Source organism: Pseudomonas sp. St290, from assembly GCF_018325805.1.
In the GTDB taxonomy this organism is placed as follows: Bacteria; Pseudomonadota; Gammaproteobacteria; order Pseudomonadales; family Pseudomonadaceae; genus Aquipseudomonas; species Aquipseudomonas bijieensis.
The window spans coordinates 3,895,070-3,921,484 of the sequence record NZ_AP014703.1; the positions used below are offsets into that span (position 1 = coordinate 3,895,070).

Sequence of the window (26,415 nt, forward strand, 5' to 3'; positions counted from 1 at the left end):
GTTCCGCGAGCTTGTGGCGAGGGGATTTATCCCCTCGCCACAGGTTAATGAGACCTTCGCCAGCCCGGAGACCTACAGGGTCAGGAACAGCGCGGACGTCCAGACCCGTGATTGATCCCGCTGGCGGGCGCAGATGAACAAGGGGTGTTCACGCCCTGGTTCAAGCCCCAGGCGGGCCAGTTCGATTTTGCCCTGCAATTCACGGGGCAACGGGGCAGCGGTCATCCGCTCCAGGGACATCTTCAACTCCGCGCCTGGCAACGCTTCGACCACTTGCGATTTTGCCAGCAGTTCATCACCGGACAGCTCCATCAACACCGTCGGCGCATGTACATATGGTTGCGGTTCGGACGGGTCGCCAACCTTGATGTAGTTGTCGATCCGGCTGTGGATCTGCAGCGTGGCGCCGGCCAGTTGCGACAGGTCGATTTCAATGCTGTCGGTATCGCCGTTGGTGTCGGTGCGAAACGCCAGGACCGTTGCATCCTTGCGCCAGACGGTCTGCTCGGGATGATCGAGGCCCAAGGCGCGAAAGCCATTGATGACCGCGCCCGTGATGCGGATCTCGCCGCTCCAGTAGGCGCCGCGATAACGGTCCTTGATCCGCGCGCCTCCGAGGCGCAGGCGAATGCGTTGCGTGCAAAAAACCAGTTCCTGATGCAGGTTGCGCGACCAGATCAGCTTGTCGCCATCGAACAGATCGACCTGCTCCCAGCCCGCCTCGCCCAGCAGCCGATAGTCCAGGGTGGCATTCGAATCAGCGGTGAAGACTTCACCCATGAAGTGCCTGCCCTGGCGCAGGCTGGCGAACGAACGCTCCCCGGTCGTGGCGAAGGTGCGACGAGCGCGCAGGGCCTTGCCGACGCTGGCTCGGTCGAAAGCCTCGGCGACAACGCCGGTCAACCCGCCCCGGGAGCCGAACACCGCCGTGGCCGGAACGCCGCCACCGCAGCGTCCCTGGTGTTCATCGCTGTTCGCCGCGGCGCCGACCCGATAGCCTCGCTGCAGCGCCTCGGCGTAGACCCAATGGAACTGGCCCCAGGCCGAACCGACCTCGATCAACCGCTCGAGCTCCGGGTGATGCCAGTCGAGGTTGCAACGGCGTCCGCCGACATGGGGCATCATCAGATGACCTTCGGGATCCTTGGCATAGGCGGCGTACAACTCGTCCACCGGCCAGGCGCCCGGCTTGATGGTGCCGGCAGTGAACTCGTTCCATTCGAAGGAGCGCACCAGTCGCCCTTGATTGTCGAAAGGGAATTCGGGTTTGCGGTCATGCAGGAAAACGACGTTGCGGTCGCCGCCCGCACAGGAGTTACCACACCACTCGGTTCCGGGATAGCACACGAACCGACCTGGCTCGTTGAGCTCGTGGATCAACCTGACCGCCTGGTCCCAGCGCTGCTCGGTGATATTGAAATCGTTGGCGGTGTAGCCGAGCACATCGAGCCCGGCGACATCACGACCGTAACTGAGGTTGTACAAGGTGTCGTTGGTGCCCACCGTGTCATCGGAGTGCACATGCAGGTCGGCGTAGAGCGGGCGTAATGCAGTACCGGCGGGATCGACGGTGACGAAGGCCTGGGCAGCGTCAACAAAGGGCGCCTCCACCGTGGCGGACAGACGCCACTCGCCCACGGCGCCGAGACCAAGCCCCTCGATCCGGGCCGTCGCCCAGCCTTCGGACGCCAACGTGAACGGCTGTAGACGCTCGCCGCCTTCCGGGTCAACCAGGGCCAAGACACCGTTGAGTGGCAAGTTTCGGCAGGTATTGCCCCAAGCGTCGTCCACCCGCAACAGGACATCGAATGCCTCGCCGGCGCTGACCAGTCGCGGCACGATCAACTGCACACGCTGCGCCGGCCCGGGCACGATGTCCAGCAAGGGATCGCCCGGCACCTCGGCAAATTTCGAGCTGCCCAACGGGTCGATGAACAGGCGGAAACGGAAGTCTTTCTCGACGAAACTCTGGACCCGTGTTCCCGCCCCGCCCTGGCGTCGGTCGCCCAGGCGAATGATGACTTTATCGCCCGGGTTCAGGTAACCGTCGATGATGTCGATGATGATCGCTTTCTGGAATGGCCGTTCATGGCCCTTCTGGTCGAAGCGCACTTTCAAGTGCTGCACCGTGGCCTGACTCTGGCCGGGAACCAACTCACCGGCCTGGTATTCGGCACTCACATAATTGGGGCCCGCCGGGTTCGAGGTCTGGAACAAGGCCCAGTCGGAATAGAACTTGAAGGCCAGCTTGAGCCAGGCACCGTCGGCCAGGCCACTGCCACCGACTTCGTAGACCAGGGTGATCTCATCCCACTGCCCGGCGACCAGCGTGTCCCGGTCGCAGTGGATACTGCCCAGGAACGGACGTTTCTTGTTGCGCTCGTACAGGCCTTGCGGGGCGATGTAGTGCCCGGCTTCGCGGGGATCGAAAACATTACTCACATGACACCTCGTGCAGTGGTCCACTGAAGGTTTGAAGGGGCAGCGAAGACAGCGACGGTGCTTATTGCACGCGCCATTTCTGGTAGTGGCGCTCGATACGCCGGAACACAAAGCTCTCCATGAGCCAGGCAATCAGGCCGATCACGACAATGCCCAGCAGCACCTGGCTGCTGTTGCCGATCTGCCCGCCCGTGGCGACCATCCAGCCAATGCCCCGGGACGCGCCGATCATTTCCGCCGCGACCAGCGCCCTCCAGCCCTGACTGAAGCCGATGCGCAAGGCGGCGGTCACGAACGGCAACGAGGCCGGCAGGTAGACATGGGCCAACAGTTGCCAGGCGTTGGCGCCCAAGGTGCGTGCCGCGCGGACTTCACCGCCGCGGATACTCTGCACGCCCTCCTGGATCGTCACTGCCATGGGGAACATCGCGGCAATGAAAATCACCAGCACAATGGAGACATAGCCCAGGCCGAAAATGATCATGATCAGCGGCGCCCAGGCAATCGGCGGGATAGCCATGAACAGACTGTTGAGCGGCGAGACAAAATCGCGAAAGCGCGAGGACAGGCCAGCGGCCGTGCCCAGCAGGAGCGCCACGAGCACGGCGGCGCAAAAACCACCCAGCTCTTCCAGGACGCTGGCCTGCAGGTGCTGCCACAGCGAACGGTCGCCTAGCCACCGCAGCGCCTCGCGGGCGACGTCCCAGGGCTGCGGCAGGATGTAGGTGGGAAAGCGGCTCGCCAGGGCGACCCAGATCAACAGCAGGAATGGCAGCGACGCCCATCCCCAATTCGGTTTTGGCAGGGACATGACGGACTCAGTGCGCGGCTTTTTCCAGGTAGGAGGTATCCACGATCTGTTCGGTCTTGAGCGTGGTATCGATAAAGCCCAGGTCGTGGGAGTAATCCATCAGGCGCTGGATGAACTGGATGTCCGAGGCCTGCAAGTCCGCCGACCAGCCCAGCCGGGTTCGGGCCTGGGCGACAATGGCCTGCGGCGCGATGATCTTGCCGTCAGTACCTTGCACCGCTTCAAGCTTGAATGCCTCGGCGATCAGCCGGTTCGACTCGGCGGGATGCTCATTGAGGAAGGCGATGGCCTTGCGATGGGCACGGAGCAGCTTCACCACCTCCTCCGGGCGCTCCTGCAAGGTTTTCGGCAGGGCGATCACCACGTACCACGGGTATTGGGGCAACGCCTGGTTCACGTCCAGCAGGATCCGGCTCGAGCCGCGCAACACCGACTGGCTGACGAAGGGCTCCCAGGAAAATGCCGCGTCGACGATGCCGCGCTCAAGGGCTGCGTTCATGTTGCCCGGCGGCATGTCGACGATATCCAGGTCCTTGTCAGGATCGAGCCCGGCCTTTTCCTTCAGGACATAACCGCGCAGGAGCACATCCATGCCACTGCCCTTCTTGACCCCGGCGAGCTTTTTGCCCTTGAGCGCCTGGAGGTCGGTAATCGGGCTCTTGGCGTCGACAATCACCGCAGCCTGACCGTAATTGACCTTCGCCAGGATCCGGCTTTGCAGCCCGCGGGAAAACCACTGGTACACCGGTGGGGTGCCGACATAGGCCACATCCAGCTCACCGGCGGCCAGTGCCTGCTGGATCACCGGGCCATCGCCCAACGCCTTGAGGTCGACATTCAAGCCTTCCTCACGGTAGTAACCCTGTTTATCCGCGATCAACGCCGGGGCGTTGGCCATGGCGAAGACATACCCCACGCGCAAGGGTTTCTCCTCGCCAGCCACGGCGCAGGCGCTACCGGCCAACGTGGCGGCAGACAAGGTAAGGGCAAGCAGCGAACGTTTGATCATGCTGTCAGCTCAAGTCGAGGGGTGGGATAAGCCGTGGCGTCGCAAGCGTCCATCACCTGGGCAATGCGCGTCATCAGCTCATTGCGGTAATCGAGGAACGCCGGTAGGCGACGGGTTTTCAGGTTGGTGCGGGGACGTGGCAGATGGATTTCCAATTCGCTGTGAATCCCTGCGGGCGCGATGTTGAGCACGATGACCCGATCGGCCAGGAACACCGCTTCATCGATGTCGTGGGTAATGAACAACACCGTCTGGCCCAGTTCGGCCCAGAGGCGCAACGTCTCCTCGTTCATGCTGTTGCGGCTGATGGCATCGAGCGCGGCGAACGGCTCGTCCATCAGCAGCACGCTGGGTTCGAGGGCCAGGGTCCGGGCCAGGGAGACACGCTGTTGCATGCCACCGGAAAGCTGGTGCGGCAGCCGATGCGCCGCGCTCTCCAGACCGACCAGGCGCAGGTACTGCAACGCCTGTGCGCGCTGCTGCGATTCGTCGGTGTGGGCGCTCATCCGCAGACCGAAACGCACGTTCTCCAAAGCGCTCAGCCAGGGAAACAATTGCGGCGCCTGGAACACATAACCCAACTCCGAACGCTCCGGGCGTACCGCTGTCTGGTTGATCGTGATGCGGCCACTTTGCGGTTGCACGAAACCGGACAGCAAATTCAGCAAGGTGGTTTTCCCACAGCCCGATGGCCCGAGGATCGCGACGAACTCGCCAGGTTTGGCGTTCAGGCTGAAAGAGGAAAACACCCGGTGGCCATTGGGGTAGCTGAAGCTGATGTCATCGACCGTCAGGGCATCGGCTTGCGGCGGTGCGTATGGAAAGTTTTTGAGCATGGCAAGTGTCGTCAGGTCGTTTACAATGGGAATGCCTGACATAATACGTATTAATACAAGTAGTCCCAATAACCGATTTTTATAACCTTAGAAGTGAAGGCCCCCGCCCCACTCAAGTCCATGGAAGCTGACAGTGTCCACCTCCATTCTTCGCGACAGCACCACCTCGCTCTACGAACAGATTGCCCATCAACTGCTGGAGGAAATCCAGCGCGGCGACTACGAACCCAGCGGCAAGCTACCGTCCGAGGCGCAGTTGGGCGAACGGTTCGGGGTAAGCCGCGTCACGGTTCGTCTGGCAGTGGGCAAGCTCAGCGACGACGGCGTGGTGGAACGCAAGCAAGGTAAAGGCACCTTCGTGGCGGCCAAACAGGTGCGCCACGGCCTGGATGCGTTGCGCAGCTTTCATGAGGCGCTGTTGCTGCAAGGGCTGCAACCGAGCATGCAGGTGCTCAGCCATGCCCTGCGGCCTGTTCCAGAAGCCATGCGTGGTTTGTTTGAAGAAGCAGGCGACTGCCTGCTTCTGGAGCGACTGCACGTCGTCGATGACGAACCCATCGCGTTGGGACGCAGTCACTTACCGGCAGAGTTGGCCAATGTGACTTGGGCTGAAGTCGAACATCAGCCGATCTATTCCATTCTCGAGTCGATCACCGGCCTGGCGGTCACCCGTGCCGACCTGGCCATCCGTGCCCAGGAAGCCGACAAGAGCCTGGCCGGCGCGCTGCACGTCAAACGCGGCGCCGCGCTGCTGGTCATGGAGCGCACGTCCTATTTTGCCGATGGCCGCTGCTGCGACCGCACGACGTTTTTCATCCGCCCGGAACGCTATGCCTTTATCCTCAGCGGGGTTTTCAAATCCAATAGCGCCAATTGATACGATTCAAATGGGCGACGCGGCTGGGCCCGGTCTTACAAAACACTGCTCCGTCACCTGCCGCCCCCATTGCTGCCCCTCTTGTTGCTGCACCAACCTGAAACCAAACGCTTCATACAGCTTGCGGGCGGCGTCGAGCCCCTGGAACGTCCAGAGGCTCGTTGAGCTGAAGCTCCACTCGTCACAGAACTTCATCGCCTCAGCCAACAGGCGTCTGCCGACGCCCTTGCCTCGCGCCGAATCATCCAGAATGAAGCAACGCAGCACTGCACTGCCGCCCTCTCCTTCACCGTCAATGGCAATCGAACCGACCATTCGCTCACCGTCCAGGGCCACCCAGACCTCGTTGCGCGGGTTGTGCAAGCGGCCCATCAGCTCGGCCATGTCCGATGCAACCAGGCTTTCGAACGACTGGCCGAAGTTCGAATGCCTGGCGTAATAGTCCGCATGCATTTGCACAATGCGGCCAATGACACCAGGACGGTAGCCTCGTGCAATCTCCAATTGCGCCGGCACAGGCGGCTCTGCACCGAGCCGATGAGCCTGTAGCGCAATGGCATAGCTGGCAATCCCCTCACTCACGGCCTGGCATTGATCGTTGGATAAGTGAGACATGGCTGCGACAACCTGCTGCGTGGCAAAAGCATCGATGGCTCGAAGGGTGGTTTGCCCCTGCGCAGTGAGGCGCAATCTCTTGGCGCGCGCATCTTGTTCATGGGCAATTTCTTCAATCTCACCGGCCTCGATGAGTTTGCGAACCATCCGACTTACACTGGATTTTTCCAGACCGAGCAGCTCGACAAGCTCTCCCGCAGTCAGGGATTGGCGATTGCCGAGCTCCACGATTGTGTGCACCGACGACGGCGGATAACCCGTTGCAGCCAGTGTGGTATGCATGAACCCCAGCTCTCGCACCATGAGACGAGACGCCGAACGGATTTTTTCAATCAGATCTGGTGGGCAATGGTTCACGGGGACCTCGGACGCAATGCGCAATTAGTTGCATCGCACAACTAAATACCCATCAGCGCATTCAGTCAAGCTGGCGGCCCAACCCCAGGATCATTTCAAGCCCTTCCAGGCCTATGGCATTGGCGCCCGGCTCTACATACCGCTGGCGTACGCGCTGGTGGGCCGATTGGCTGAGCGTCGGTTGCTGGCCTATCAGCGATAACGACAGAGGCCTATAGAGGCTCTGCGGTCTGGATGAGCGAGTTCAACACCAGCTTGATTTCAACAGCCGGGTCTTTGTGCCCTTGCAATATCAGGCCTTCCGCCAGGGCGGTGAAAGTCTTGGCCAGCGCGGCGTTGGCCAGGGGCGGCTTCTTGCCAGCATGATTGAATATGATGGTAATCAACTTGCCCAAAGCCTCGCTGTTTTCTTCATGCAAGTCGTAGTAATGCGGCGAGAATTCTTCATCGCGCAAGGCGATCAATTGCAACTCGGCATCGAGGATCGCACAGCGGGTATTGTTCTTCAGCGTGTCGATATAGGCATTCAAGCCGTGACTCAACTGCTCCGACGAATATCCCGATGCCAGGGTCGTACTCAATCGGTCGATTTCAACTCGCTTGAAGCGTTGAGTCAGTTGTAGCAGCAAGTCCGATTTACTTGAGAAATTTGAAAAAAAGGCGCCTTTGGAAAAGCCGGCCTCCTCGGCAATAACGTTGACGCTGGCGGCATGGAAGCCTTTTCGGATCATCAGCTCAGTGGCTGTGTCGAACAATTTGTCTCTTGTTACTTGCTGGCTCTCTTCTCGACCTAGTCTCTTTTTAATCACGCCCTCGGCTCCTTTGGCCAAACAAGATATCTATGTGTAACTGAATGCAACGAATCGTCTACTCGCTGTACGGAACCCGTTTTCGCCATCATATCTTATACGCGCCTTGTTCAATCATTTACATTTTAACTTTCAAAAAGTGCCATGTATGTGCCATGTAGTTGCGCCATCGAAAGGGTGCGCTAGATGAGCTACCTGCCACGTTTTTTGCCGTAGTACAGGCGATCACGTCCCGCTGCTTCTTGAGCTCCGCTGCCTCTTTTGCATGGCTTAACCGCGGATTTTTCGCTTTTGCGCTCCCCGCTCAAGCGTGAAAAACCGCGTCTTAGGCCCGGTTCAGAGCCATCCGTTCGACAATCCGACGAAATACCGCTTGATTTTCAGATACCGCATGGTTTTTACTTGCGCCGTTGGTGGAGCCCAACCCCTGATCAGGGCATCGAGTCAGCGATACCAGCCTCGATGCAATGGCAGGTCACCTCAAAGGAGCGGGATTTTAATGGAATATGCCTTCGTTACAGGCGCTACTGGCCTGCTCGGAAACAATGTCGTTCGTGCGTTGTTGAAACGAAACATTAAAGTAAAAGCACTGGTTCGTTCCGTAGAGAAAGCCAGGAAACAGTTCGGCAGCTTGCCCGTGGAGTTGGTCGAAGGCGACATGCTTAATGTCGATGCCTTCAGCCATGCCCTGCAAGGGTGTGACGCCTTGTTTCATACAGCCGCCTATTTCCGTGACAGTTACAAAGGCGGGAAACATTGGCAAAAACTCTACGACACTAATGTGGTCGGTACCGAGCGCTTGTTGCAAGCGGCTTATGACGCCGGTATCCGTCGTGCAGTCCATACCTCTTCCATTGCCGTATTGAAGGGCAATAGGGATCAAGTGATCGATGAAACCATGTCTCGCAGTGAGGTGGAGGCTGACGATTACTACTTGAGTAAAATATTGTCCGAACAAAAAGTCCAGCAATTCCTGGCAGAACACCCGGACATGTTTGTCACCATGGTCCTGCCCGGGTGGATGTTCGGCCCTGGTGATATCGGCCCTACTTCTTCAGGCCAGTTCTTGCTCGACTTTGTCGGACAAAAATTGCCCGGTGTACTCCCCGGAAGCTTTTCCGTTGTCGATGCCCGGGATGTGGCCGAGCATCAAATCGCAGCCATCACCCGCGGCAGGTCCGGAGAGCGTTACCTGGCCGCCGGCAATCACATGGACATGAAGAGCATTTTCCAGGCGCTGTCGAATGTCAGCGGGATAAAGGCTCCAGAGCGAAAAGTGCCGCTGTTCATGCTGAGAATCATCGCACTTATCTATGAAGGTTATTACCGGATTACCAAAAAACCGGTGCTCATCAGTACTTCCACGGTCAAGCTCATGGAGCAGGAACAAGGCCGTACTCATTTCAGCCACAGTAAAAGTGCAAGGGAGTTGGAGTGCAAGTTCCGCCCTGTCGCTGAAACCCTGACCGATACCCTGAATTGGTATCGGAACAATAACTACACAGATGCTTAATTGAAACAATTCATATATAGCCTGCCTCTGTAGTACTTTTTTGACTAGCCAAACATCCAAGGATTGAGAGAGGTTGGTAAATGAAAAGCCTTTCATATAAAGAAGGTTTTCTGCATCGCTTTGTCGGTTTTTCGGAATCTTTCCCCGAACAAGTTGCTATTCGGCATCTGGACGCGGAAGAAGACACCGTCACTTACCGTCAGTTGCGAATCAAGGCTGAAGAATGCAACGGCGCCCTTACGGCACTCGGTGTATTGCCTGGAGACAAAGTAGCGCTGGTGCTGCCCAATGGGGTGGCGTTCATCGCTTATTACCTGGCGATCATCGGGCGGGGTGCAATTCCGGTCATCCTCAACTACAAGTTGACTCCCTTCGAAATGAACAGCGTCGTCAGTCTCGCCAGGCCGATGCTAGTGGTCACGACCGAAGCGCTATGGGGGCAACACAGTGAGGTGTTCCAGGCTGACAACGGCGTCAGGCACTCCCTGCTGGTGGACGGTGAGAGCGAACCGTCATCGCCCCTGCCCGCCAACACAACGGCCATCTCTCAACTTCCTCGCCAGATCGAGCCCTTGTTGTTGCCCGAGGGCAATCCGATCGTCTCGGTACAGTTCACCTATCGTGGTATCGGCAGGCCTCTGGCTGTTTCGCACCGTTATCTGGACCTGACGCAATCGAGCGATGGGCTGCATGAGCAGTTTCATCTGCAAGGCGTCGGCTCCGTTCATCTGGTGACGCTGCCGCTGTATGCCATCTTCGGCCTGTCGGTGATGATGGTGTTTCCCTTGAGCGTGGGCGCCACCCTGCTCATGACCAACACCCTGCTCAACCGAGACCTGGCAGAAGTCCTGTCCGAACATCAGGTCACCTTTGCCTGCCTGGTGCCCGATGTCATTCGCTACTTCAATACGCGGCTGGCCAAGCGCAAAGGCGCGCTCTTGCCGTTGCACCCGCAGTTGATGATTTACTCCGGCGGCAGTCACCTGCCGGCCGACGAAGCCGAGAAGCTGGGGAAGCTGCTGGGATGCAATCCGGTGCTGCAAGGCTATGGGTTGACCGAAAGCATGCCCGTGATCGTCCAGAGCTCGATTGGCCCAGTCCACCGTGGCGCCATGGGCCAGCCGATCAGCGGTGTGGAACTGCGAGTCGTCGATGCCCAGGGCCAGGACGTGGCGCCAGGGCGCATCGGTGAACTGCTGATACGCGGCTCGATGGTGATCGACGGCTACAACGATGCCGAGGACGCCAATGCGCGGTTCTTCCGCGACGGCTGGTTCCACAGCGGTGACCTGGTCTGGCAGGACGACGATGGGCATGTGTTTTTCTATTGCCAACGCCTGCGAATCTCCAAGATCAAGGCGCAGATGGTCGACCTGGTGGAAATCGAATCCATCGCTCTCAAGCACCCTGACGTGGTGCGCGCCAAAGCCTATATCGTCCCGGACCACAAGGAAGTCAACGTGCTGCACCTGTGCGTCGAGGGGACCGGCGAGCTGACCCAGAACGCGCTTTCCACCCTGCTTTCGCGCTACCTATCGGGCTTCAAGCTGCCCAAGACCATCGAGATCACTTCTCTCAAGGAAGAGGCACATGCACGCTAACAGCACACAACCGGTACTGGCCGTCTTCGACTTCGACGGCACACTGACCGACCGGCACACATTCTGGCGCTACATGCGCTTTATCGTGGGAACCCGTTCGTTCTGGCTCAGGATCATTCCCCTGCTGCCCAAGATGCTCAGCGTGATCGTGGGCATCACCCCGCTGATGCAAGCGCGCCTGGCCTTCATTGCCTGTTACCTGGGCGGCCTGTCGGTGGAGCAAGAGCGCGAGCATGCCAAGTACTTCATCAGCGAGCAGCTGCCGCTCTGGCTCAGGCCCGAGGCGTTGCGGCGGCTGAAGTGGCATCAATCCATGGGACACGTCACGGCGTTGGTCAGCAACTCGCCGGAGAATTACCTGATCCCCTGGGGCCAGGCCGCGGGTTTTGACTATGTGTGCGGCACCCGCCTGGCAACGGCCAAGAACAAGCTGACCGGCGGGATATCCGGTACCAACTGTGTAGAGCGAGAGAAAGTCACGCGGCTCAAAGGCTGCTTGAGCAACCTTGATGATTTTTACATTTATGCCTACGGCGACTCATCAGGCGACGATGCCCTGCTCAGCATTGCCCACTCCCCCTTCTACAGAAACTGGTACTGATCGATGAACACTCTGAGCACGTTGGCCCCCAAGCATTTCAAGCGACCTGGCAGCGCCCCGACCGTGATGATCGTAGGTGCCGGCCCTATTGGCCTGACCCTGGCAATCCTGCTGAAGAAATGGGGCGTGTCGTTTCGCATCATTGAAAAGAACGCCGGCCCCTCGACGGCGACCAAGGCAATGGCCATCCATTCCCGGACCCTGGAAATCTTTCGCGACCTGGGCGTTGCCGAGCAAGCCATCAGCGCCGGCTTCACGATCAACCAGTTTTCGGTGCAGTCGAATGCCAAGCGGGTGCTGAACTACAACTTCTCCTACCTGGATGCGACCTATCCCCTGCTCCTGAGCCTGCCACAGCCGCAAACCGAGAAAATTCTCCTTGAGCGGCTGAAGGAACTGGGCGCCGAGGTGGAATGGAATACCGAACTAGTGGACATCGAAAACCTGCCGGGCTCAGTGCGCATGACGCTCAAGCATGCCGACGGCACCGATGAAAACTTCACCAGTCGCTGGGTAGCCGCCTGTGACGGCGCTCGCAGCAACATCAGAAAACGCCTCGACATGACCTTCGAAGGTTCATCCTACGATCGCTTCTTCATGCTCGCCGATGCCGATATCCAATGGTCCGGAAGCAAGGATGAGGGCGCGTTCTTCCTGGGTGCGCAGGACGGTTATGTGGCGGTTGCGCCGATCAGTGCCCAATCGCGTTATCGGCTGTTCATCGAAATGCCCTACAACCTGCCGCCAGAAGGCGAACGCCCATCCTTGAGCCTGGAGAATTTCCAACGCTTGTGCGAAGGACGCGGGCAAAAGATGACGCTGTCGAACATTTCATCGACCACCATCGCCTCCTTCCAGCATCGCCGCGTGCAATCGATGCAGCAAGGCTCTGTGTTTCTGCTGGGGGACTCGGCGCACATCGGCAGTCCCATCGGCGGGCAGTGGATGAACCTGGGGATTTCCGAGGCCTATAACCTGGCCTGGAAAATGGCTTATGTCGATCAGGACCTGGCGGATCCGTCCTTGCTGGACAGCTACAACGACGAGCGCTATCCGGTTGCCCTGGAAGTCGAGAACACCGCCCACCGGCTGACAGGGCTGATTACCGTCAGGCGTCGTGCCCTGGTCTGGCTACGCGACAATGTCCTGCCCCTGTTGAGCAACCGCAACAAGGTCCAGCGCAAACTACCGTCGATGATTTCCGGTCATCAGTATCACTACGACAAGAGTGACTACATTCAAGAATCGGTGACGAAAAAACAGCGCCGAAACTGGAACAAGAAAGGCAAGAAACCCGAGTTCCAGAGTGCACCGCCTCGCGCCGGGCAACTGGCACCCGATGTCGAGTTGTGGCAACTGCAAGGGATGCCGGCAAAACGCTTGATCGACTTGTTCCATGGAACCTTCACGCTGTTGATTTTCAGCGCGGCCGACCAGTTCTCCCCTTTGCTGCCAGGCTACTACGCGCTGGCCGAGTCGGTGGAAAAGGACTACCCGGGAATCAAGGCCTATTGCGTGATCGATGCCCTGAGCAGTGCCGGGCTGCCGGCCTGGCACTCGACACTGCTGGACCCCGATTGGCGGCTGCACAAGCGCTACCACGCCAAGGAAGGCATGTTGATGCTGATCCGGCCTGACGGCTATATCGCTTTCCTCGGCGCCGATGCAATGACGCTGGTGACTTATCTGAACGTAAGGTCGGGGTTGCTCAAGGGCGCCAGAAAAACAATATCTTGCGAGACCGACGCAGTGGAACTCCAACTTTAAGTCGCTCCATGACTACTGCCAGTTTGATTAATTGACATAAACAAGGCCCTGCCCTGGGCCATGATTTCTTGATCTTTCTTACTTATAGAAATTTCGACCGACTTGGTTAGGAGATTCCCATGCGCTTGCAACTTAACGATGTTGTACAGGAATTCATCGTGTCCAATGGAAGAATAGCCCATAGCTATTTCTCCCTTTCAGAAAAGATCATTGATTCATTGTGCGAATCGAATATCGCCAAGGAATCGATATTACTGCGGCTTCTGGAACAGGCCGAAACTGTCACTGCGCATTATTTCAATGCTCACCAACAAGTCCTTGAAGGCGTTTATGCCAATGGGATCGAAGCCCCCGTCAGCAAGAGTATCGCGGCCCTGGAGCCGGTTCACTCGAACCCGACAATACTGGCTCCGACGCCCGTAGTCGAAGCCGAAGCCGAAGCCGTCGAACAGGCAGCCGCGCTCAGTTACGGACAGTGGTTACGCGCCGAAATCAGCTCGGTCACCGGGTTCCAGGCGCAACAGATCGACTTTGATCAAAGCTTCGAGAGCCTGGGGATCGACTCGCTGGGGCTGGTGGATATTTTCGAGTCCCTGGCCCAACATTTCCCGGAAAAGAAAGACCTCACCTCGCAGCTCTTCGATGCCCCTACCCCGACAGCCTTGCTGGCACGGCTTGAAGCCGATCCGCAGGCACCCGCGGTGGACGTCCAAGCGTGGGTAGTCGACCAACTGGCGACCATCACCGGCTTTACGGCTGAGCAGATCGACCCGACACAAAGCTATGAAAGCCTGGGCCTGGACTCGCTGGTGCAGTTGGACTTCCTGGAAGCGGCAGTTGCCATGTGGCCGCAGCTCAAGGCCCACAGTAGCGAGCTGGCCAACGCCAAGTTCCCGCAGGCCACCATCGCTCTGATTCAAGCTGCCCTGGCCGATCCCCAGCCGCAGGCAGCGCCCTCACCTGCCGCGACGGACACTCAAGGGCAGGAAGAAAACCTGCTGCTCAACGCCCTGTCCCCGTTGATCCCGGAGACGGCGCAGTCGATCGACCTTCAGACGCCCTTCGCACAACTGGGCCTCAACGGCTTTGCCCGAGAGGCGCTCTGCCAATCCATGGCGCAACAGTGCTCTGCCAGCGAGTTTGCCGGTGAAGCGTTGATGTCCCGTCGCACGCCCGAGGATGCCCTGTCGCTGCTGGCCAGGCTGAGCTAGCAGCGGGCAACAGGAATGGAATCCGGGTGATCGAACAGGTCACCCAGCATTTTGGGCGATCAGGGAGACAGGGTATGAGTGGCGCAGTAACGACAACGGGCGATTTTTGCTTCAGCGCGATGGCGGGCGAGTTTCCAGGGGCGCCGTCAACGGATGCGCTTTGGCAGTTGCTCTCGCAAGGGCAGATCGCACCGATTGAATCAATGCCGACCCGTTGGGAATTGGACAAGGCATCGATCTATTCAACCAAGGCAGGCGAGAAGGATCGCATCTATCTGGACAGCGCTTTTTGCCTGACCGATGACGTGTCGACCCCATCACGGCATGAAGGAAGACAGGTCGCCATCGGCAAGAAAGTACTCCAGGCACTGCTTGGCCAACTGGCCGGACAAGGCTCGGAGCTGAACAAGGCGCGTACCGCACTGGTGATCGCGACATCCTGGAGTGACGAGAGCTATTTCGCCACCGGAATGTCCGGAAAAACCGCCACACCACCGGGGTTTACACCCGGTGAACAGGTCGCGGAACTGGCTGCGTCCTTTGCCTTGGGTGGGCCGGCGTTATCGGTGGACACCGCATGCAGTTCGTTCCCTTACGCCCTGGATATGGCCCAGGCGCTGGTCAACAGTGGGCAGGCGGACAACGCGATTGTCATGGCCCTCAACACCGTGCTGCCGCCAGCACTGTTCCTGGGTTTCTCGCAGTTGACGGCCTTCTCCGCCCGGGCCCGGATGGAAGCGTTCGGCCAGGACGCCGACGGCATCGTGCCGGGCGAATGTGCGGTCGCCTTTCTGGTCGAGCCGCTCGCCCAGGCCCTGACGGCGCAGCGCCGTCCCCTGGGCGTCCTGCGCGCCTTGGGCATGTCCGCCGACGGCGCCGAAGGCTCGGTGTTCGCGCCCGGCAAACAGGCCCAGTACTCGGCCTACCAACGTGCCTATCGTGGTCTTGATCCACGTGACGTGGACTACATCGAGACCCACGGCACCGGTACTCCGCTGGGGGACGCAACGGAGCTGGCCTCGCTGAACAGCTTCTTTGCCCCCCATCGCCCGGACGGCAAGAAAATCACCATCGGCTCGATCAAGTCGGTCATCGGCCATCCCCTGGCCGCTGCCGGAGGTGCTTCCCTCGCCAAGGCATTGATGATCCTGCGCCATAAAGGCATTCCGCCCCAGCCCGGCTACCGCCCCAGCACCAAGGTCGACGAGACCTGCCTGCGGCTCGCCACCCAGCAGGTGCAACCCCTGGAGGAGCGTCAGTCCGCGATCCGGATCGGCATCTCCAGTTTTGGTTTCGGCGGCGCCAACGCGCACCTGGTGGTGGATGAATACATTCCCGATGACCAGCCTGTCGCGCCCCAGCCGGCCTCGGCCAGCGCCTGTGGCGTGGTGACACTGGACCTTGCCATTGTCGAGGCTGAAGCAGCGCTGGGCAGCCACCGCTCCTTGCAGTCATTCCAGCAGCAACTCGATCAACCGGCCGCCCCCGCGGTCATGTTCCCTTATGGGCGCTTCGTCGATTACACCCCGGCTCCCGGCCAGCCTTTGCTGGGGCAATTCCTCGCACAAGACCACGTCATCGATATCGACGGCTTTGGCATGGGCCCCAAACCATTGGCTCATGTCGATCCGTTCAAACTGTTGATCACCGACCGCGTCAATCACTTGCTGCGACGCTTGCCGGGGGTGGCCGGTTCGCCCGGCACAGCGATGGTCATGTGCTGCAACATGGGTGGCGAGCGCTTCAGCAATGCCTATAGCAGCGCCCATAACTTTTACGCCCAGGCACAAGGTGCGGCACCGGGCGTCGAAGTGACGGACGTGGCAACCATGCTGCCGAACATGTTGTCCGGTTATCCGGCGCAGATTTTCGACTTCAAGGGTTTCCATCAGACCCTGGTCGGCACGACGGGCCTGTTCTGGCAAACCTTGCTGGCCTCGCCACAATGGTTCAACGACGGCATCACCACGCTCCTTCTCGGCGCAGGACGCTTTGTCAGCGCTGAAGTAGAAGTAGAGCGTGCCCGGTGCAGCACGACCACCCAGGGTGAAGGCCTGGGGCTGGTCGCGCTGCGTCGTTATCAACCGGATGCCGCCGACAAACCCTTGCTGGTGATCCACGCCGCGGTCCTCGCCCACGCCGCCGACTCGTTGGAAGAGGCTTGCCGACGGTTGGGCAAGGAGCCGAGCAACTATTCGAACGTCGAAGTCTGCGAGTTGCAACCTGTTGCGGCGCCCGCCAGCGGCTCACTGCGGGAGCTGACCGGCTTCCTGGCTGAAGCCAGTGGCATCGAAACCCTGTTGGCGGTGATGTTGAGGGGCGCGCGCCATACCGTGATCGAGGTGCGCGACGCCGGCAAGACGGTGATGTGGCTGTTTACCGAGAAGCTTCGCCAATGGAACCCGACAGCGGCCGAGGCCAGTTCGCCTATCAAGCATCCCTTCATGTTGCGCTTTGCCCATTCGTCATCCCACGAACTGCAGCAAGTCATCACGCCTGTCAGCCTGGTTCGCGAACCGCAGAACGATGGCGTCGACGTGCAGCAACTGAGCGACACGCTCACCAGCACCCTGCTCTCCGGGCTGCGGGTACGAGTACGCGCGATGGAAAGCCTGTTCGCCCTGCACCGGGGCGACGCAACCCAGCGCCCGGCGCATTGGCAGCGCAGCGCGGAACATATCGTGATCGCCAACGCCCAGCGCAACCCTCAGTCGCTGCACGCCCAGCTCGTGGTGAATGAAGCGCACCCGTACTTCTTCGATCATCCCCTGGACCACATCCCGGGCATTTTGTTGCTCGAGGGTGTGCTGCAACTGATCGAACTGGCCATGCCCCCTCTGAGCGGACGGGTTGCCTACATCAAGAGCCTGACGATCAAGTTCCAGCAATACGTACAAAAGCAGGGCGTGATCGATCTGCACGTCGAGCAAGGCCAGGATCCCCAGATGTTCAATGCCAAGGTCATGCAGGGCGGGAAAGTGATGTGCACCTGCGTCCTCGGGATGGCCTACAGCTCGGCGTTCGAAACATCGCCAGCCGGCGAGTTCACCGCCACGCCCTGCCGCGACAAGGCCCTGCTGCACAAGGCCAGGGAAGAGAACGTCATCGTCAGTGACATGAGCGGCGTCACCCAGGGCCTGAGCGTGGACACCGTGAAACTGCCGCCGGAACACTTCTTCCAGGCAGGTGATCCCGCGCACTATTCGATGGTGTATTTCCTCGAAGTGGCGCGCCAGTGCTACATGCAGATCGCTCACAGCCATCTGCGCATTCCACTCAATACCCCAATGAATCTGCTGGCATTGAGCTTCACCCTGGATCGCCCCATCCCCAGGAACAGCCCGCTGTCATTGGCGCCGCAAGCCGGTTTTGATGAGTCGCTCCAGGCATTCAAGACCAACCGCATCTATATCGACCTGTTCAACCGGGGCGAAAAAATCGGTCAAGCCAACATTACCGCCCAGGTGCTGAGTCAATCGGCGCCGGCTGCCTGAGCATTGAATGGATCTGCCCCATGACCGTGCCCTCCACAACCAAGGTATCGCCGTGAACGATGTCAAAGTGCAAATCATAGTCAAATCGCCCCCTTCTGAAATCTGGAAGATCTGGAGCAATTTTTCAGAAGCGCCGTTATGGGATACCGACGTTCGCCAGTGTCGACTCGACGGTTCGTTCCAGGCGGGAACGCGCGGCAAATGCGTTCTCAAGAATGGCTTGAACATGCCATTGAAACTCGAAGCCGTGAGCCTGCACGAAAGCTATCGCAACAGCGCACGGCTGCTTTGGATCGACCTCGAATTCGATCATCAGATGCGCAGGCTTTCTGCCGATGAAACCCATGTCATCCATAGCGCGAAGATTTCCGGGCCGTTGAGTTTCCTGTATCGCGGGTTGCTGCGCAAAGCGTTGACTGCGGCGATGACCACCGCACTGGACAACCTGTGCACGCTGGCTGAACAACGGGCCATCGGCACCTCGCGGCACGAGAAAACCGCGACGCCTTTGCATCTCGTATGAACCCTTCCGGGTGGCTGCGTGCTGAACGCACCTTCCCGGACTCGCTTTGCTTACTTATCGATAACAGTACATTTCGGATCTAGCATGAACCTACAGAAAAAAACTCAGTATCTCGCCATGGGCATCGTTGGCCTGGGTGTCATCGCTCCAGCATCGAGTTTCGCCGACACACTCGGCCCCTATGTCAGTGCCATGGGCGGGGTGAACTGGGTCGCTGACCAGGACCTGACCCAGAACGACAACGATTTCGTCGAGATGGAGTTCAATCAACCGCTGCACTCTGGCTTCGCCACCGGCCTGGCACTGGGCTGGCGGTTCCCGGTCGGGCTACGGCCCGAGTTGGAATTGAGCTATCGCCGCAACACCCTGGACCAGTTCAATAACCGGGTCTATGAGGGCGGAAGCAGCATCGAGGGCAAAGGCGAAGAGCAAGCCAGCAGCCTGATGGCCAACCTCTGGTACGACATCCCGAACCTGCCTGCCCCCTTGAGTCGCTTTACGCCTTACATTGGCGGTGGCCTGGGCTACGCGGTGCTGACCATCAAGGGCCTGGAGGCTGGCGGCGTCGAGTTCGGCGGCACCCATCGCGACACTGTCTCGGCCTGGCAACTGGGCACCGGCGTCGGTTATGAGCTCAACGAGCATTGGTCCATGTCCCTGGACTATCGCTACTTCAAGACTCGCGAAGCGAACTTCGGCAAAATCCAGGGCCTGCCCCAGGCCGATGTGGAAACCCAGTACAACGCCCAGTCCTTGATGCTCGGCCTGCGGTACTGGCTGTAAGCACTGGACGAATCGGCGCCTTGGGTGCCGATTCACCCTTCATGACAGATTGCCGCTGTGCACACTTGGTATGCGCGCGCCTGTTCCGAGGCTTGTGGGTTTCCGTCAGCGCAAGGTAGCAGGCGTCTGGCGCCCGGCAAAACGTGCAGCGGCCACCGCTCTGTTGGGGACATTCAGCGCGCGGATCAACGAAGAGACATGAATGCGCACGGTGAAGGGAGAGATCTCCAGCGCCGCCGCGATTTCCTTGTTGGTCTTGCCTTCGGCAATCAATTTCCAGACCTCTCGCTGCCGGGAGGTGAGCTTGCTCATATCATCGTTGGAGCCGAGCGGCAGCGGGTCCGAAGGCTCGTACCTGACCAGTACTTCCCCCCGGCGAATATCATCGATGGCCTTGCCGACCTGGTCGGGAGAAAGGCTCTTGCCGACAAACCCGTCTACACCGGTCGCCATGACACGATCAATGATATCGCCGTCATCCAGGGTCGAAACCACAATCATGGAGGTGTGCTTGAGCTCCTGGCGCAACTGCGCGAGCTCGCTGACGGAGCCCAGGCCGGGAAGACGTATTTCAAGAATCAGTGTATCAAGCGGTTGGCCATTGGTTGCGAGCGTCCGTACTTCCTCCAGATTTCCCGCCTGTTCGATCATGGCGTCAGGTATCAGGCGTTCCAGCAGCACCATCATCCCTTCCCGGAACAGCGGATGTTCGTCGGCCACGATAATCCGGCAAATCTTCCGGCCCGAGACGCGTCTCTCATCGCGTCCCATACTGCATCTTGACGACTTCAGTGATTCTCTGTGCGACACCATGGGCGGGAGGCGTGACAGATCGGATCGACTGACCACGATAAGGTCCGTCCGCGGGAAACCAATTCTGCACAACGACCACGTTTTTGGGCTGATTGGCGGAAGCCGAGCCAGTAGAGATTTCATTGGTGAACTTGCAGGTATCAAACGTACCGAGGGCCGTCTTGATCGTTTCACGACCGTTGTAAGTCAGCTGCTCAACGACATCGAACTCAACGGTTGCGCCGGCACTCACCGCCTTGTTTTTGTAGCTGACGGTGACGGTCTGCCCCGGTTGCAGATCAATCGGCGTGGAAGCGGGAGGCAGGTAGGTGGTGGTCACCAACGATGCACCGGCACCATGGCGATCACCGTAGCGAACCAGCCGACCGTCCTTGATCTCGGCGAACGTTGTCGTCACAAAGAACGGCGCATTATTGAGGAACGAAGTGTGCGCCGAAGCCACCGGATTCGCGCCGGCAAATACCTCACGTCCCAACGTCTCGGTTTTACCGCGACTGATGGCCGACGACAGATTGTCCCGGCTTTCATACTCCACGACTGTCCCGGCCTGAAAATCCGCTTCGTTGGTGCAAGCGGCAGAGGACGTCTCACTGGCCGTGGATGCCGACGCAACGGCGATAGAAGAACCCCAGCCACTGACGGCAAGGGCCGAGGCGGCGAAGACCGTTGCGAGGCGCTTGCGATAAGCCAGGCAGATGTTGGACTTTCTGGCAGGTATGCTTTTCAAAAAACAGGTCCTTGTTCAAATGTGCTCGTTGCATCCGGTCGAAAACCCGACAGCGCTCATAGGTTAGGGTCGAGTACCGAGCGGCGCTATAGCGCAAGTGTGCTATAGGGTTTGCCCTTGCCTGGGGGGGTGATGGTCAAGGCTACCGATACGCGCCCGGCCATGGCATCATAAAGCCACTATTTTGTTCGAGCCTGGACGCGCTTCACTCTTCAGCCTTGAAACCGTATCAGAGGCTCACATGACCGAATCGCTGGAGCGTTTTGTCCAGGCACAAGCCTCAACCTATGACCACGCCTTGCTTGAGTTACGGCGTGGAAGCAAGGAAGGCCACTGGATGTGGTTCATCTTTCCCCAATTACGCGGCCTGGGTGTCAGTGAGAACGCCACCTACTATGGTCTGCGCGGCATGGAAGAGGCGCGCGAGTATTTGCATCACCCGCTTCTGGGACCGCGACTCGAGCGTGCGACCCGTGCCGTACTGGACTCGGACGTCGCTACAGAGAAACTCCTGGGGGCACTTGATGCCATGAAATTCGCATCCTGCATGACGCTTTTTGCGGCGGTCGCGGGCGAGCACTCCGTGTATGCCCAGGCGCTGGATGGTGGGGTGAGCGTCGACTCGAGAACACTGGAATTACTTAGGGAGCAAGAGAGAAAAAATGTCTAATTACGAAACATGGACGTTGGTAGTCCAAGTGGCCGTGGCCCTGGTGGCCTTGCTGTCGATGTACCTGGTCGTTCGCCAGGTGGTCATCCTGACGGCACAACTGAAAGCGACTCAACAGGCTTCCGAGGCCCAGAGCATCATTTCGATAGTCGAGTTCCTGCAAGCCAGCCAGGCCCGCGATGCCCGGCAAGCGGTTCGCGCCACATTGTCGACCCTGCATCATGACCAGTGGGACGCGACCCATGTCCAGCATGCATCGCTGACCTGCGCCAACTACGACGTTGTCGCGGCTCTATTGCGTGCCGACTTGATCAAGAACAAACACATCATCATCGAAAACTGGGCGCCGAGCATCAAGCACTGCCACCAGATCCTTGCGCCTTTCATCGAGACAAAACGCGCCCAGCCCGGCGGTGACAGAAAGTACTGGAGCAACTTCGACTGGTTGCGCGATCAGTGCTCCCAGGTCTGACGTGGGGATGGAACTGTGAATTCAGAAGCCATTTTCGCGCAAACAGTGATGCGTCTGCGAACGGCCAGGCACCTGGCCATTTTTACCGGGGCCGGTATTTCCGCCCAAAGCGGTATCTCGACGTTCCGTGATCCCTCGACCGGCCTCTGGGCGCGTTACGACCCAAAGAAACTGGCCACCCCCGCCGCCTTCGCCAAAGACCCTGCGTTGGTATGGGCATGGTACAGCTGGCGCCGGACGCTGGTTAACGAGGCGCAACCCAATGCCGCGCACCTGGCAGTCGCCAGGCTCACGCAGTGCTTGCCCCGTGTGACCGTCATCACGCAGAACGTCGACGACCTGCTCGAACGAGCCGGATCCAAGGAGGTGATTCACCTTCACGGCGATCTGGCCAGTGCTCGTTGCTTCCAGTGCAATCGTCCCTATCTGGGCCCATTGCCCGTGGATGTCGGCCCGGACTGCGACAGCCTGGAACCACCGCGTTGCCCGCACTGCGACGGCCAGGTCCGCCCCAACGTGGTCTGGTTCGGCGAAGGGATGCCGGAACAGGAACTGGACCAGGCCTTCAATGCTGCCCGTGACTGCGACGTCATGCTCTCCATTGGCACCTCTGGAAACGTGTACCCGGCGGCGCGAATTCCCACATTGGCAACCGAACATGGCGCCTGGCTGGTGCATATCAACATCGAACCGATGGGGTCCGCTTCCGATAAAACACTGGTGGGCGATGCGACCCACTGGTTGCCGAGGCTGGTCGATGCGTTGGGTTGAAGTGTCGCCGGCAAGGCTTTCCCGACACCGCTGAACTGAACCAGGACGTCGCCACCCAGGCCGCGTTGCAGCCACGCGGTAACGCTGCGGCGAAACCTCAGGATTGGAACGTCGGGAGTTCTACTTGAATGGTTTTACCCATCTGGAAGAACTCCCGGTTTTGTGGTCACAAGACGGCGCATCAGGCACAAACCCGCACCGCTCAAGGACCTTCCTTGAGCCGACATTGCTCTCATAGACATAAGCCACCAGTTGCGTAAGCCCCCAACGCATCTGTGCTGCCTGGATCAGGTGTTTCAGGGCCAGCGTTGCCAGCCCTTGCCCGCAAACGCGTTGATCAATGCGATAACCCACCTCGGCGCAACGGTGTGGTGCATGGATGCCTTTCAAATTCGCCCGCCCCACTATTCTTCCGCTGGCATCTTCGATGACAAACGGGTGCCAGGCGCCCGCGGCAAAATCGGCCAGATAACTTTCAATGTGATCGGTTACGCCCGTCAATGAATAAAAGGCAGGGTCCCGTGCATCGATCTGCGACTCGAACCATGCACGGTTATGGATTTCGAAAGCCAGCAGCGCTTGCACATCGGTGATTTCCAGCTCGCGAATCCTGAAGGGTTGCACTGATTGTTTCTCCTGGGGCGTGAAGCGCAATCGTAAGGTCGAGTGATCATTCATGGCGAGGTTTTTTGCTTGAGCGGACTTGTGTTGGGGCCGCTTCGCGCCCCAGCGAGAGCAAGCTCCCTCGCCACGAAAGGCGGCGCAGTGCGCGTTCGTTGAGATAGAGGGATGGGACATCGAGGGGGCTTTTGCGGCGAGGGGATTTATCCCCGCTGGGCTGCGCAGCATCCCCAAAAGCGGGATGCGGTCTACCTGAAACACCACAGGGCCAGGCTTCAGGGCCGCTGCGCGCCCCAGCGGGGATAAATCCCCTCGCCACAGGTTATCTGTTTGATGCGCCATAAACGAAAAATGCCCCGTACCTTTCGATACGGAGCATTTCTTCAAGGCTTCCCGCCGATTGCCAGGGATTCACGCAACGGTGAGTCTCCTGGTTCAATCGCCTGCAGAATCCAGAGTGATTCTGCAGTTCCTATCCAGGGATAGCCAGGGCGGAACCTGCCTGGAATCCTTCAGGCGTTCTGGTTCCAGGGACGGTCTCCATGCTCGTCCTTGATGCGCGTCGGCAAGCCCATCACATCCAGCGCTTCGAGGAACGCCTCGGCAGGCAGCTCCTCGACGTTGACCATGCGCTGCACGTCCCACTCGCCACGGGCCACCAGCAAGGCCGCGGCCACAGGTGGCACGCCTGCGGTATAGGAAATGCCCTGGCTGTCGGTTTCGGCGTAGGCCTCCTCGTGGTCGGCCACGTTGTAGATGAACATCTCGCGCGGCTGGCCATTCTTGGTGCCCTTGACCAGGTCGCCGATGCAGGTCTTGCCGGTGTAGCCCGGTGCCAGCGAACTCGGATCAGGCAGCACGGCCTTGACCACTTTCAGTGGCACGACTTCCAGGCCTTCGGCGGTCTTGACCGGTTGCTCGGAGAGCAGGCCGAGGTTCTTGAGTACGGTGAACACATTGATGTAGTGCTCGCCGAAGCTCATCCAGAAACGCACGTTGGGCACATCGAGGTTCTTCGACAGCGAATGCACTTCGTCGTGGCCGGTCAGGTACAGGTTCTGCGAGCCGACAACCGGCAGGTCATCGGTGCGCTTGACTTCGAACATGGTGTTGCTGGTCCACTGGCTGTCCTGCCAGCTCCACACCTGTCCGGTGAATTCGCGGAAATTGATTTCCGGATCGAAATTGGTGGCGAAATATTTGCCATGGGAGCCAGCATTGACGTCGAGGATGTCGATCGAATCAATGCGGTCGAAGTGCTGTTGCTGCGCCAGTGCCGCATAGGCATTGACCACACCCGGGTCGAAGCCCACGCCGAGAATGGCGGTGATGTTCTTCTCCTGGCACTCCTGGAGGTGGTTCCACTCGTAGTTGCCGTACCAGGGCGGCGTCTCGCAGACCTTGCCCGGTTCTTCGTGGATGGCGGTGTCCAGGTAGGCCACGCCGGTATCGATGCAGGCACGCAGCACCGACATGTTGAGAAAGGCAGAGCCGACGTTGATGACAATCTGCGACTCGGTTTCGCGAATCAGCGCCTTGGTCGCTTCGACATCCAGAGCGTTCAGTGCAAAGGCCTTGATGTCGGCGGGTTGCTTGAGGCTACCCTTGGCCTTGACGCTGTCGATGATGGCCTGGCATTTGGAGATGTTGCGCGACGCGATAGCAATACGACCGAGTTCGTCGTTGTGCTGCGCGCACTTGTGGGCCACCACCTTGGCGACACCTCCTGCACCAATGATAAGTACGTTCTTCTTCAATTTCTTTATTTCTCCTTCCGCCAGCTCAAGAGAGGCTGGACAAATAGTCGTCGTAAACAAACTCGCGAACCACCTCGACGCTGCCGTCGAGTTGCTTCACTACGATGGACGGCATTTTCAGACCGTTGAACCAGTTTTTCTTGACCATGGTGTAGCCCGCCGCGTCGATGAACGACAGCCGATCGCCGATGGACAGCGGACGATCGAATTGGTACTCGCCGAAAATGTCTCCGGCCAGGCAGGATTTGCCACACACCATATAGGTGTGTTCGCCCTCGCTCGGCGCCAGTTTGGCGTTCAGGCGGTAGATCAGCAGGTCGAGCATGTGCGCCTCGATGGAGCTGTCCACCACGGCCAGGTGCTTGCCGTTGTAGAGCGTGTCGAGCACGGTGACCTCCAGCGACGCACTCTGGGTGATCGCGGCCTCGCCCGGCTCCAGGTAGACCTGCACGCCATACTTTTGCGAGAAGGCCTTGAGCCGTGCGCAGAAGGCATCCAGGGCGTAGCCCTCACCGGTGAAATGGATGCCGCCACCGAGGCTGACCCACTCGACCTTATGCAGCAAGTGACCAAAGCGCTCTTCGATAGTGCCCAGCATCTGGTCGAACAAACCGAAATCGCCGTTCTCGCAGTTGTTGTGGAACATGAAGCCGGAGATATGCTCGATGACTTGCTCGACTTTCACCGGATCCCATTCGCCCAGGCGGCTGAACGGTCGCGCCGGGTCCGCCAGCAGGTAATCGGAGCTGCTCACTTGCGGATTGACCCGCAGGCCACGGACCTTGCCGGCAGATGCCTCGGTGTAACGCTGCAACTGGCCGATGGAGTTGAAGATGATCTTGTCGCAGTTGGCGAGCATCTCCTCGATCTCGTCGTCGGCCCAGGCCACGCTGTAGGCGTGGGTCTCGCCAGCGAACTTCTGCCGGCCGAGCTTGAGTTCGTAGAGCGACGACGACGTGGTGCCGTCCATGTACTGCTGCATCAGGTCGAACACCGACCAGGTGGCGAAGCACTTGAGCGCCAGCAAGGCCTTGGCCCCGGACTGCTCACGCACATAGGCGATCTTCTGCATGTTCGCCAGCAGCTTTTGTTTATCGATGAGGTAGTACGGCGTTTTGATCATTTTCGAGGCCTCCGGGCAAGGCGAGCCAAAAAAGGATGCGCATTGTGCCTTCACTGACTGCATATCGAAAGAGCGAAAAGTTCCGTTCATGCAATCACCCTGATCCAGGCCGATGCTTGCGATAAGCGGACGCAGCTGCTGCCCAGGCGATGAAATGCTGGAGGTTGCGGCAAACAAGGGACAACCGATGAAGCGCTGATGCCCGAAATTGA

General features: G+C 59.2%; 24 protein-coding genes. 13 read left to right on the forward strand and 11 right to left on the reverse strand.

What is annotated here, in order from left to right; all coding sequences use genetic code 11:
* Positions 1-72: 72 nt before the first annotated feature.
* The 4 genes from PBDP_RS17015 to PBDP_RS17030 form a co-directional block, all read right to left on the reverse strand.
* Entirely contained in the window at positions 73-2,442 is a 2,370-nt protein-coding gene (locus PBDP_RS17015) for a CehA/McbA family metallohydrolase domain-containing protein (RefSeq protein ID WP_109753123.1), read from the reverse strand.
* Between the two features lie 61 nt (positions 2,443-2,503).
* Complete coding sequence (locus PBDP_RS17020; RefSeq protein ID WP_109753124.1) at positions 2,504-3,253, reverse strand: ABC transporter permease; 750 nt, start codon at positions 3,251-3,253, stop codon at positions 2,504-2,506.
* A gap of 7 nt (positions 3,254-3,260) precedes the next feature.
* Positions 3,261-4,262, reverse strand: a complete 1,002-nt coding sequence (locus tag PBDP_RS17025; RefSeq protein ID WP_212801002.1) for an ABC transporter substrate-binding protein — start codon at positions 4,260-4,262, stop codon at positions 3,261-3,263.
* Positions 4,259-5,098 carry an ABC transporter ATP-binding protein gene (locus PBDP_RS17030; RefSeq protein ID WP_109753126.1) on the reverse strand — a complete coding sequence of 280 codons (840 nt, stop codon included), beginning with the start codon at positions 5,096-5,098 and terminating at the stop codon, positions 4,259-4,261. The genes PBDP_RS17025 and PBDP_RS17030 overlap by 4 nt, the downstream gene beginning before the upstream one ends.
* A gap of 133 nt (positions 5,099-5,231) precedes the next feature.
* Here PBDP_RS17030 and PBDP_RS17035 point away from each other — a divergent pair, with 133 nt between their 5' ends.
* Positions 5,232-5,975 carry a GntR family transcriptional regulator gene (locus PBDP_RS17035; RefSeq protein WP_109753127.1) on the forward strand — a complete coding sequence of 248 codons (744 nt, stop codon included), beginning with the start codon at positions 5,232-5,234 and terminating at the stop codon, positions 5,973-5,975.
* Positions 5,976-5,981: 6 nt separating this feature from the next.
* On the opposite strand, the gene PBDP_RS17040 is transcribed toward PBDP_RS17035, so the two are convergent.
* Positions 5,982-6,893 carry a bifunctional helix-turn-helix transcriptional regulator/GNAT family N-acetyltransferase gene (locus PBDP_RS17040; RefSeq protein WP_109753128.1) on the reverse strand — a complete coding sequence of 304 codons (912 nt, stop codon included), beginning with the start codon at positions 6,891-6,893 and terminating at the stop codon, positions 5,982-5,984.
* A gap of 82 nt (positions 6,894-6,975) precedes the next feature.
* On the opposite strand from PBDP_RS17040, the gene PBDP_RS29950 reads away from it, so the two are divergent.
* The gene (locus tag PBDP_RS29950) at positions 6,976-7,149 is read left to right on the forward strand and encodes a hypothetical protein (RefSeq protein ID WP_249411791.1); all 174 of its coding nucleotides are present in this window, start codon (positions 6,976-6,978) and stop codon (positions 7,147-7,149) included.
* Positions 7,150-7,159: 10 nt separating this feature from the next.
* On the opposite strand, the gene PBDP_RS17050 is transcribed toward PBDP_RS29950, so the two are convergent.
* Positions 7,160-7,756 (reverse strand): TetR/AcrR family transcriptional regulator, encoded by a 597-nt coding sequence (locus PBDP_RS17050; RefSeq protein WP_109753129.1) that lies wholly within the window; start codon positions 7,754-7,756, stop codon positions 7,160-7,162.
* A gap of 499 nt (positions 7,757-8,255) precedes the next feature.
* On the opposite strand from PBDP_RS17050, the gene PBDP_RS17055 reads away from it, so the two are divergent.
* The 8 genes from PBDP_RS17055 to PBDP_RS17090 all read left to right on the forward strand — a co-directional run bounded on the left by PBDP_RS17055 (position 8,256) and on the right by PBDP_RS17090 (position 19,249).
* On the forward strand, positions 8,256-9,269 hold the full coding sequence (locus tag PBDP_RS17055; protein ID WP_116832640.1) for an SDR family oxidoreductase: 1,014 nt from the start codon (positions 8,256-8,258) through the stop codon (positions 9,267-9,269).
* An 80-nt stretch (positions 9,270-9,349) separates the two neighbouring features.
* The gene (locus tag PBDP_RS17060) at positions 9,350-10,870 is read left to right on the forward strand and encodes a class I adenylate-forming enzyme family protein (RefSeq protein WP_116832641.1); all 1,521 of its coding nucleotides are present in this window, start codon (positions 9,350-9,352) and stop codon (positions 10,868-10,870) included.
* Positions 10,860-11,471 (forward strand): HAD-IB family hydrolase, encoded by a 612-nt coding sequence (locus PBDP_RS17065; protein ID WP_109753132.1) that lies wholly within the window; start codon positions 10,860-10,862, stop codon positions 11,469-11,471. Before PBDP_RS17060 ends, PBDP_RS17065 begins: the two co-directional genes overlap by 11 nt.
* Positions 11,472-11,474: 3 nt before the next feature.
* Positions 11,475-13,238 carry an FAD-dependent monooxygenase gene (locus PBDP_RS17070; protein WP_109753133.1) on the forward strand — a complete coding sequence of 588 codons (1,764 nt, stop codon included), beginning with the start codon at positions 11,475-11,477 and terminating at the stop codon, positions 13,236-13,238.
* 119 nt (positions 13,239-13,357) lie between these two features.
* Entirely contained in the window at positions 13,358-14,449 is a 1,092-nt protein-coding gene (locus PBDP_RS17075) for a phosphopantetheine-binding protein (RefSeq protein WP_109753134.1), read from the forward strand.
* 74 nt (positions 14,450-14,523) lie between these two features.
* Positions 14,524-17,943, forward strand: coding sequence for a polyketide synthase family protein (locus tag PBDP_RS17080; protein ID WP_212801003.1), 3,420 nt, complete (start codon positions 14,524-14,526; stop codon positions 17,941-17,943).
* Positions 17,944-17,950: 7 nt separating this feature from the next.
* On the forward strand, positions 17,951-18,466 hold the full coding sequence (locus PBDP_RS17085; protein WP_249411792.1) for an SRPBCC family protein: 516 nt from the start codon (positions 17,951-17,953) through the stop codon (positions 18,464-18,466).
* An 84-nt stretch (positions 18,467-18,550) separates the two neighbouring features.
* Entirely contained in the window at positions 18,551-19,249 is a 699-nt protein-coding gene (locus PBDP_RS17090) for an outer membrane protein (protein ID WP_212801004.1), read from the forward strand.
* A 105-nt stretch (positions 19,250-19,354) separates the two neighbouring features.
* Here the strand turns inward: PBDP_RS17090 and PBDP_RS17095 are convergent, their stop codons facing one another.
* Entirely contained in the window at positions 19,355-20,020 is a 666-nt protein-coding gene (locus PBDP_RS17095; protein WP_109753137.1) for a LuxR C-terminal-related transcriptional regulator, read from the reverse strand.
* Complete coding sequence (locus tag PBDP_RS17100) at positions 20,007-20,789, reverse strand: hypothetical protein (RefSeq protein WP_109753138.1); 783 nt, start codon at positions 20,787-20,789, stop codon at positions 20,007-20,009. Before PBDP_RS17100 ends, PBDP_RS17095 begins: the two co-directional genes overlap by 14 nt.
* Positions 20,790-21,030: 241 nt before the next feature.
* On the opposite strand from PBDP_RS17100, the gene PBDP_RS17105 reads away from it, so the two are divergent.
* Genes PBDP_RS17105 through PBDP_RS17115 form a run of 3 tightly spaced genes read left to right on the forward strand, consistent with a single transcriptional unit; the run spans position 21,031 to position 22,702 of the window.
* The gene (locus PBDP_RS17105) at positions 21,031-21,459 is read left to right on the forward strand and encodes a DUF1810 domain-containing protein (RefSeq protein WP_212801005.1); all 429 of its coding nucleotides are present in this window, start codon (positions 21,031-21,033) and stop codon (positions 21,457-21,459) included.
* Positions 21,452-21,931 carry a DUF4760 domain-containing protein gene (locus PBDP_RS17110; protein WP_092252564.1) on the forward strand — a complete coding sequence of 160 codons (480 nt, stop codon included), beginning with the start codon at positions 21,452-21,454 and terminating at the stop codon, positions 21,929-21,931. The genes PBDP_RS17105 and PBDP_RS17110 overlap by 8 nt, the downstream gene beginning before the upstream one ends.
* Positions 21,932-21,979: 48 nt before the next feature.
* On the forward strand, positions 21,980-22,702 hold the full coding sequence (locus PBDP_RS17115; protein ID WP_249411864.1) for an SIR2 family NAD-dependent protein deacylase: 723 nt from the start codon (positions 21,980-21,982) through the stop codon (positions 22,700-22,702).
* Between the two features lie 120 nt (positions 22,703-22,822).
* On the opposite strand, the gene PBDP_RS17120 is transcribed toward PBDP_RS17115, so the two are convergent.
* From PBDP_RS17120 to PBDP_RS17130, 3 genes are all read right to left on the reverse strand, one after another.
* A complete protein-coding gene (locus PBDP_RS17120; RefSeq protein WP_212802511.1) occupies positions 22,823-23,326 on the reverse strand; it encodes a GNAT family N-acetyltransferase in 504 nt (167 codons plus the stop codon).
* 509 nt (positions 23,327-23,835) lie between these two features.
* Positions 23,836-25,080, reverse strand: coding sequence for a saccharopine dehydrogenase family protein (locus PBDP_RS17125; RefSeq protein WP_109753142.1), 1,245 nt, complete (start codon positions 25,078-25,080; stop codon positions 23,836-23,838).
* 25 nt (positions 25,081-25,105) lie between these two features.
* Positions 25,106-26,203: a carboxynorspermidine decarboxylase gene (locus PBDP_RS17130; RefSeq protein ID WP_109753143.1), complete on the reverse strand. Its 1,098-nt coding sequence runs from the start codon at positions 26,201-26,203 to the stop codon at positions 25,106-25,108.
* Positions 26,204-26,415: the final 212 nt, after the last annotated feature.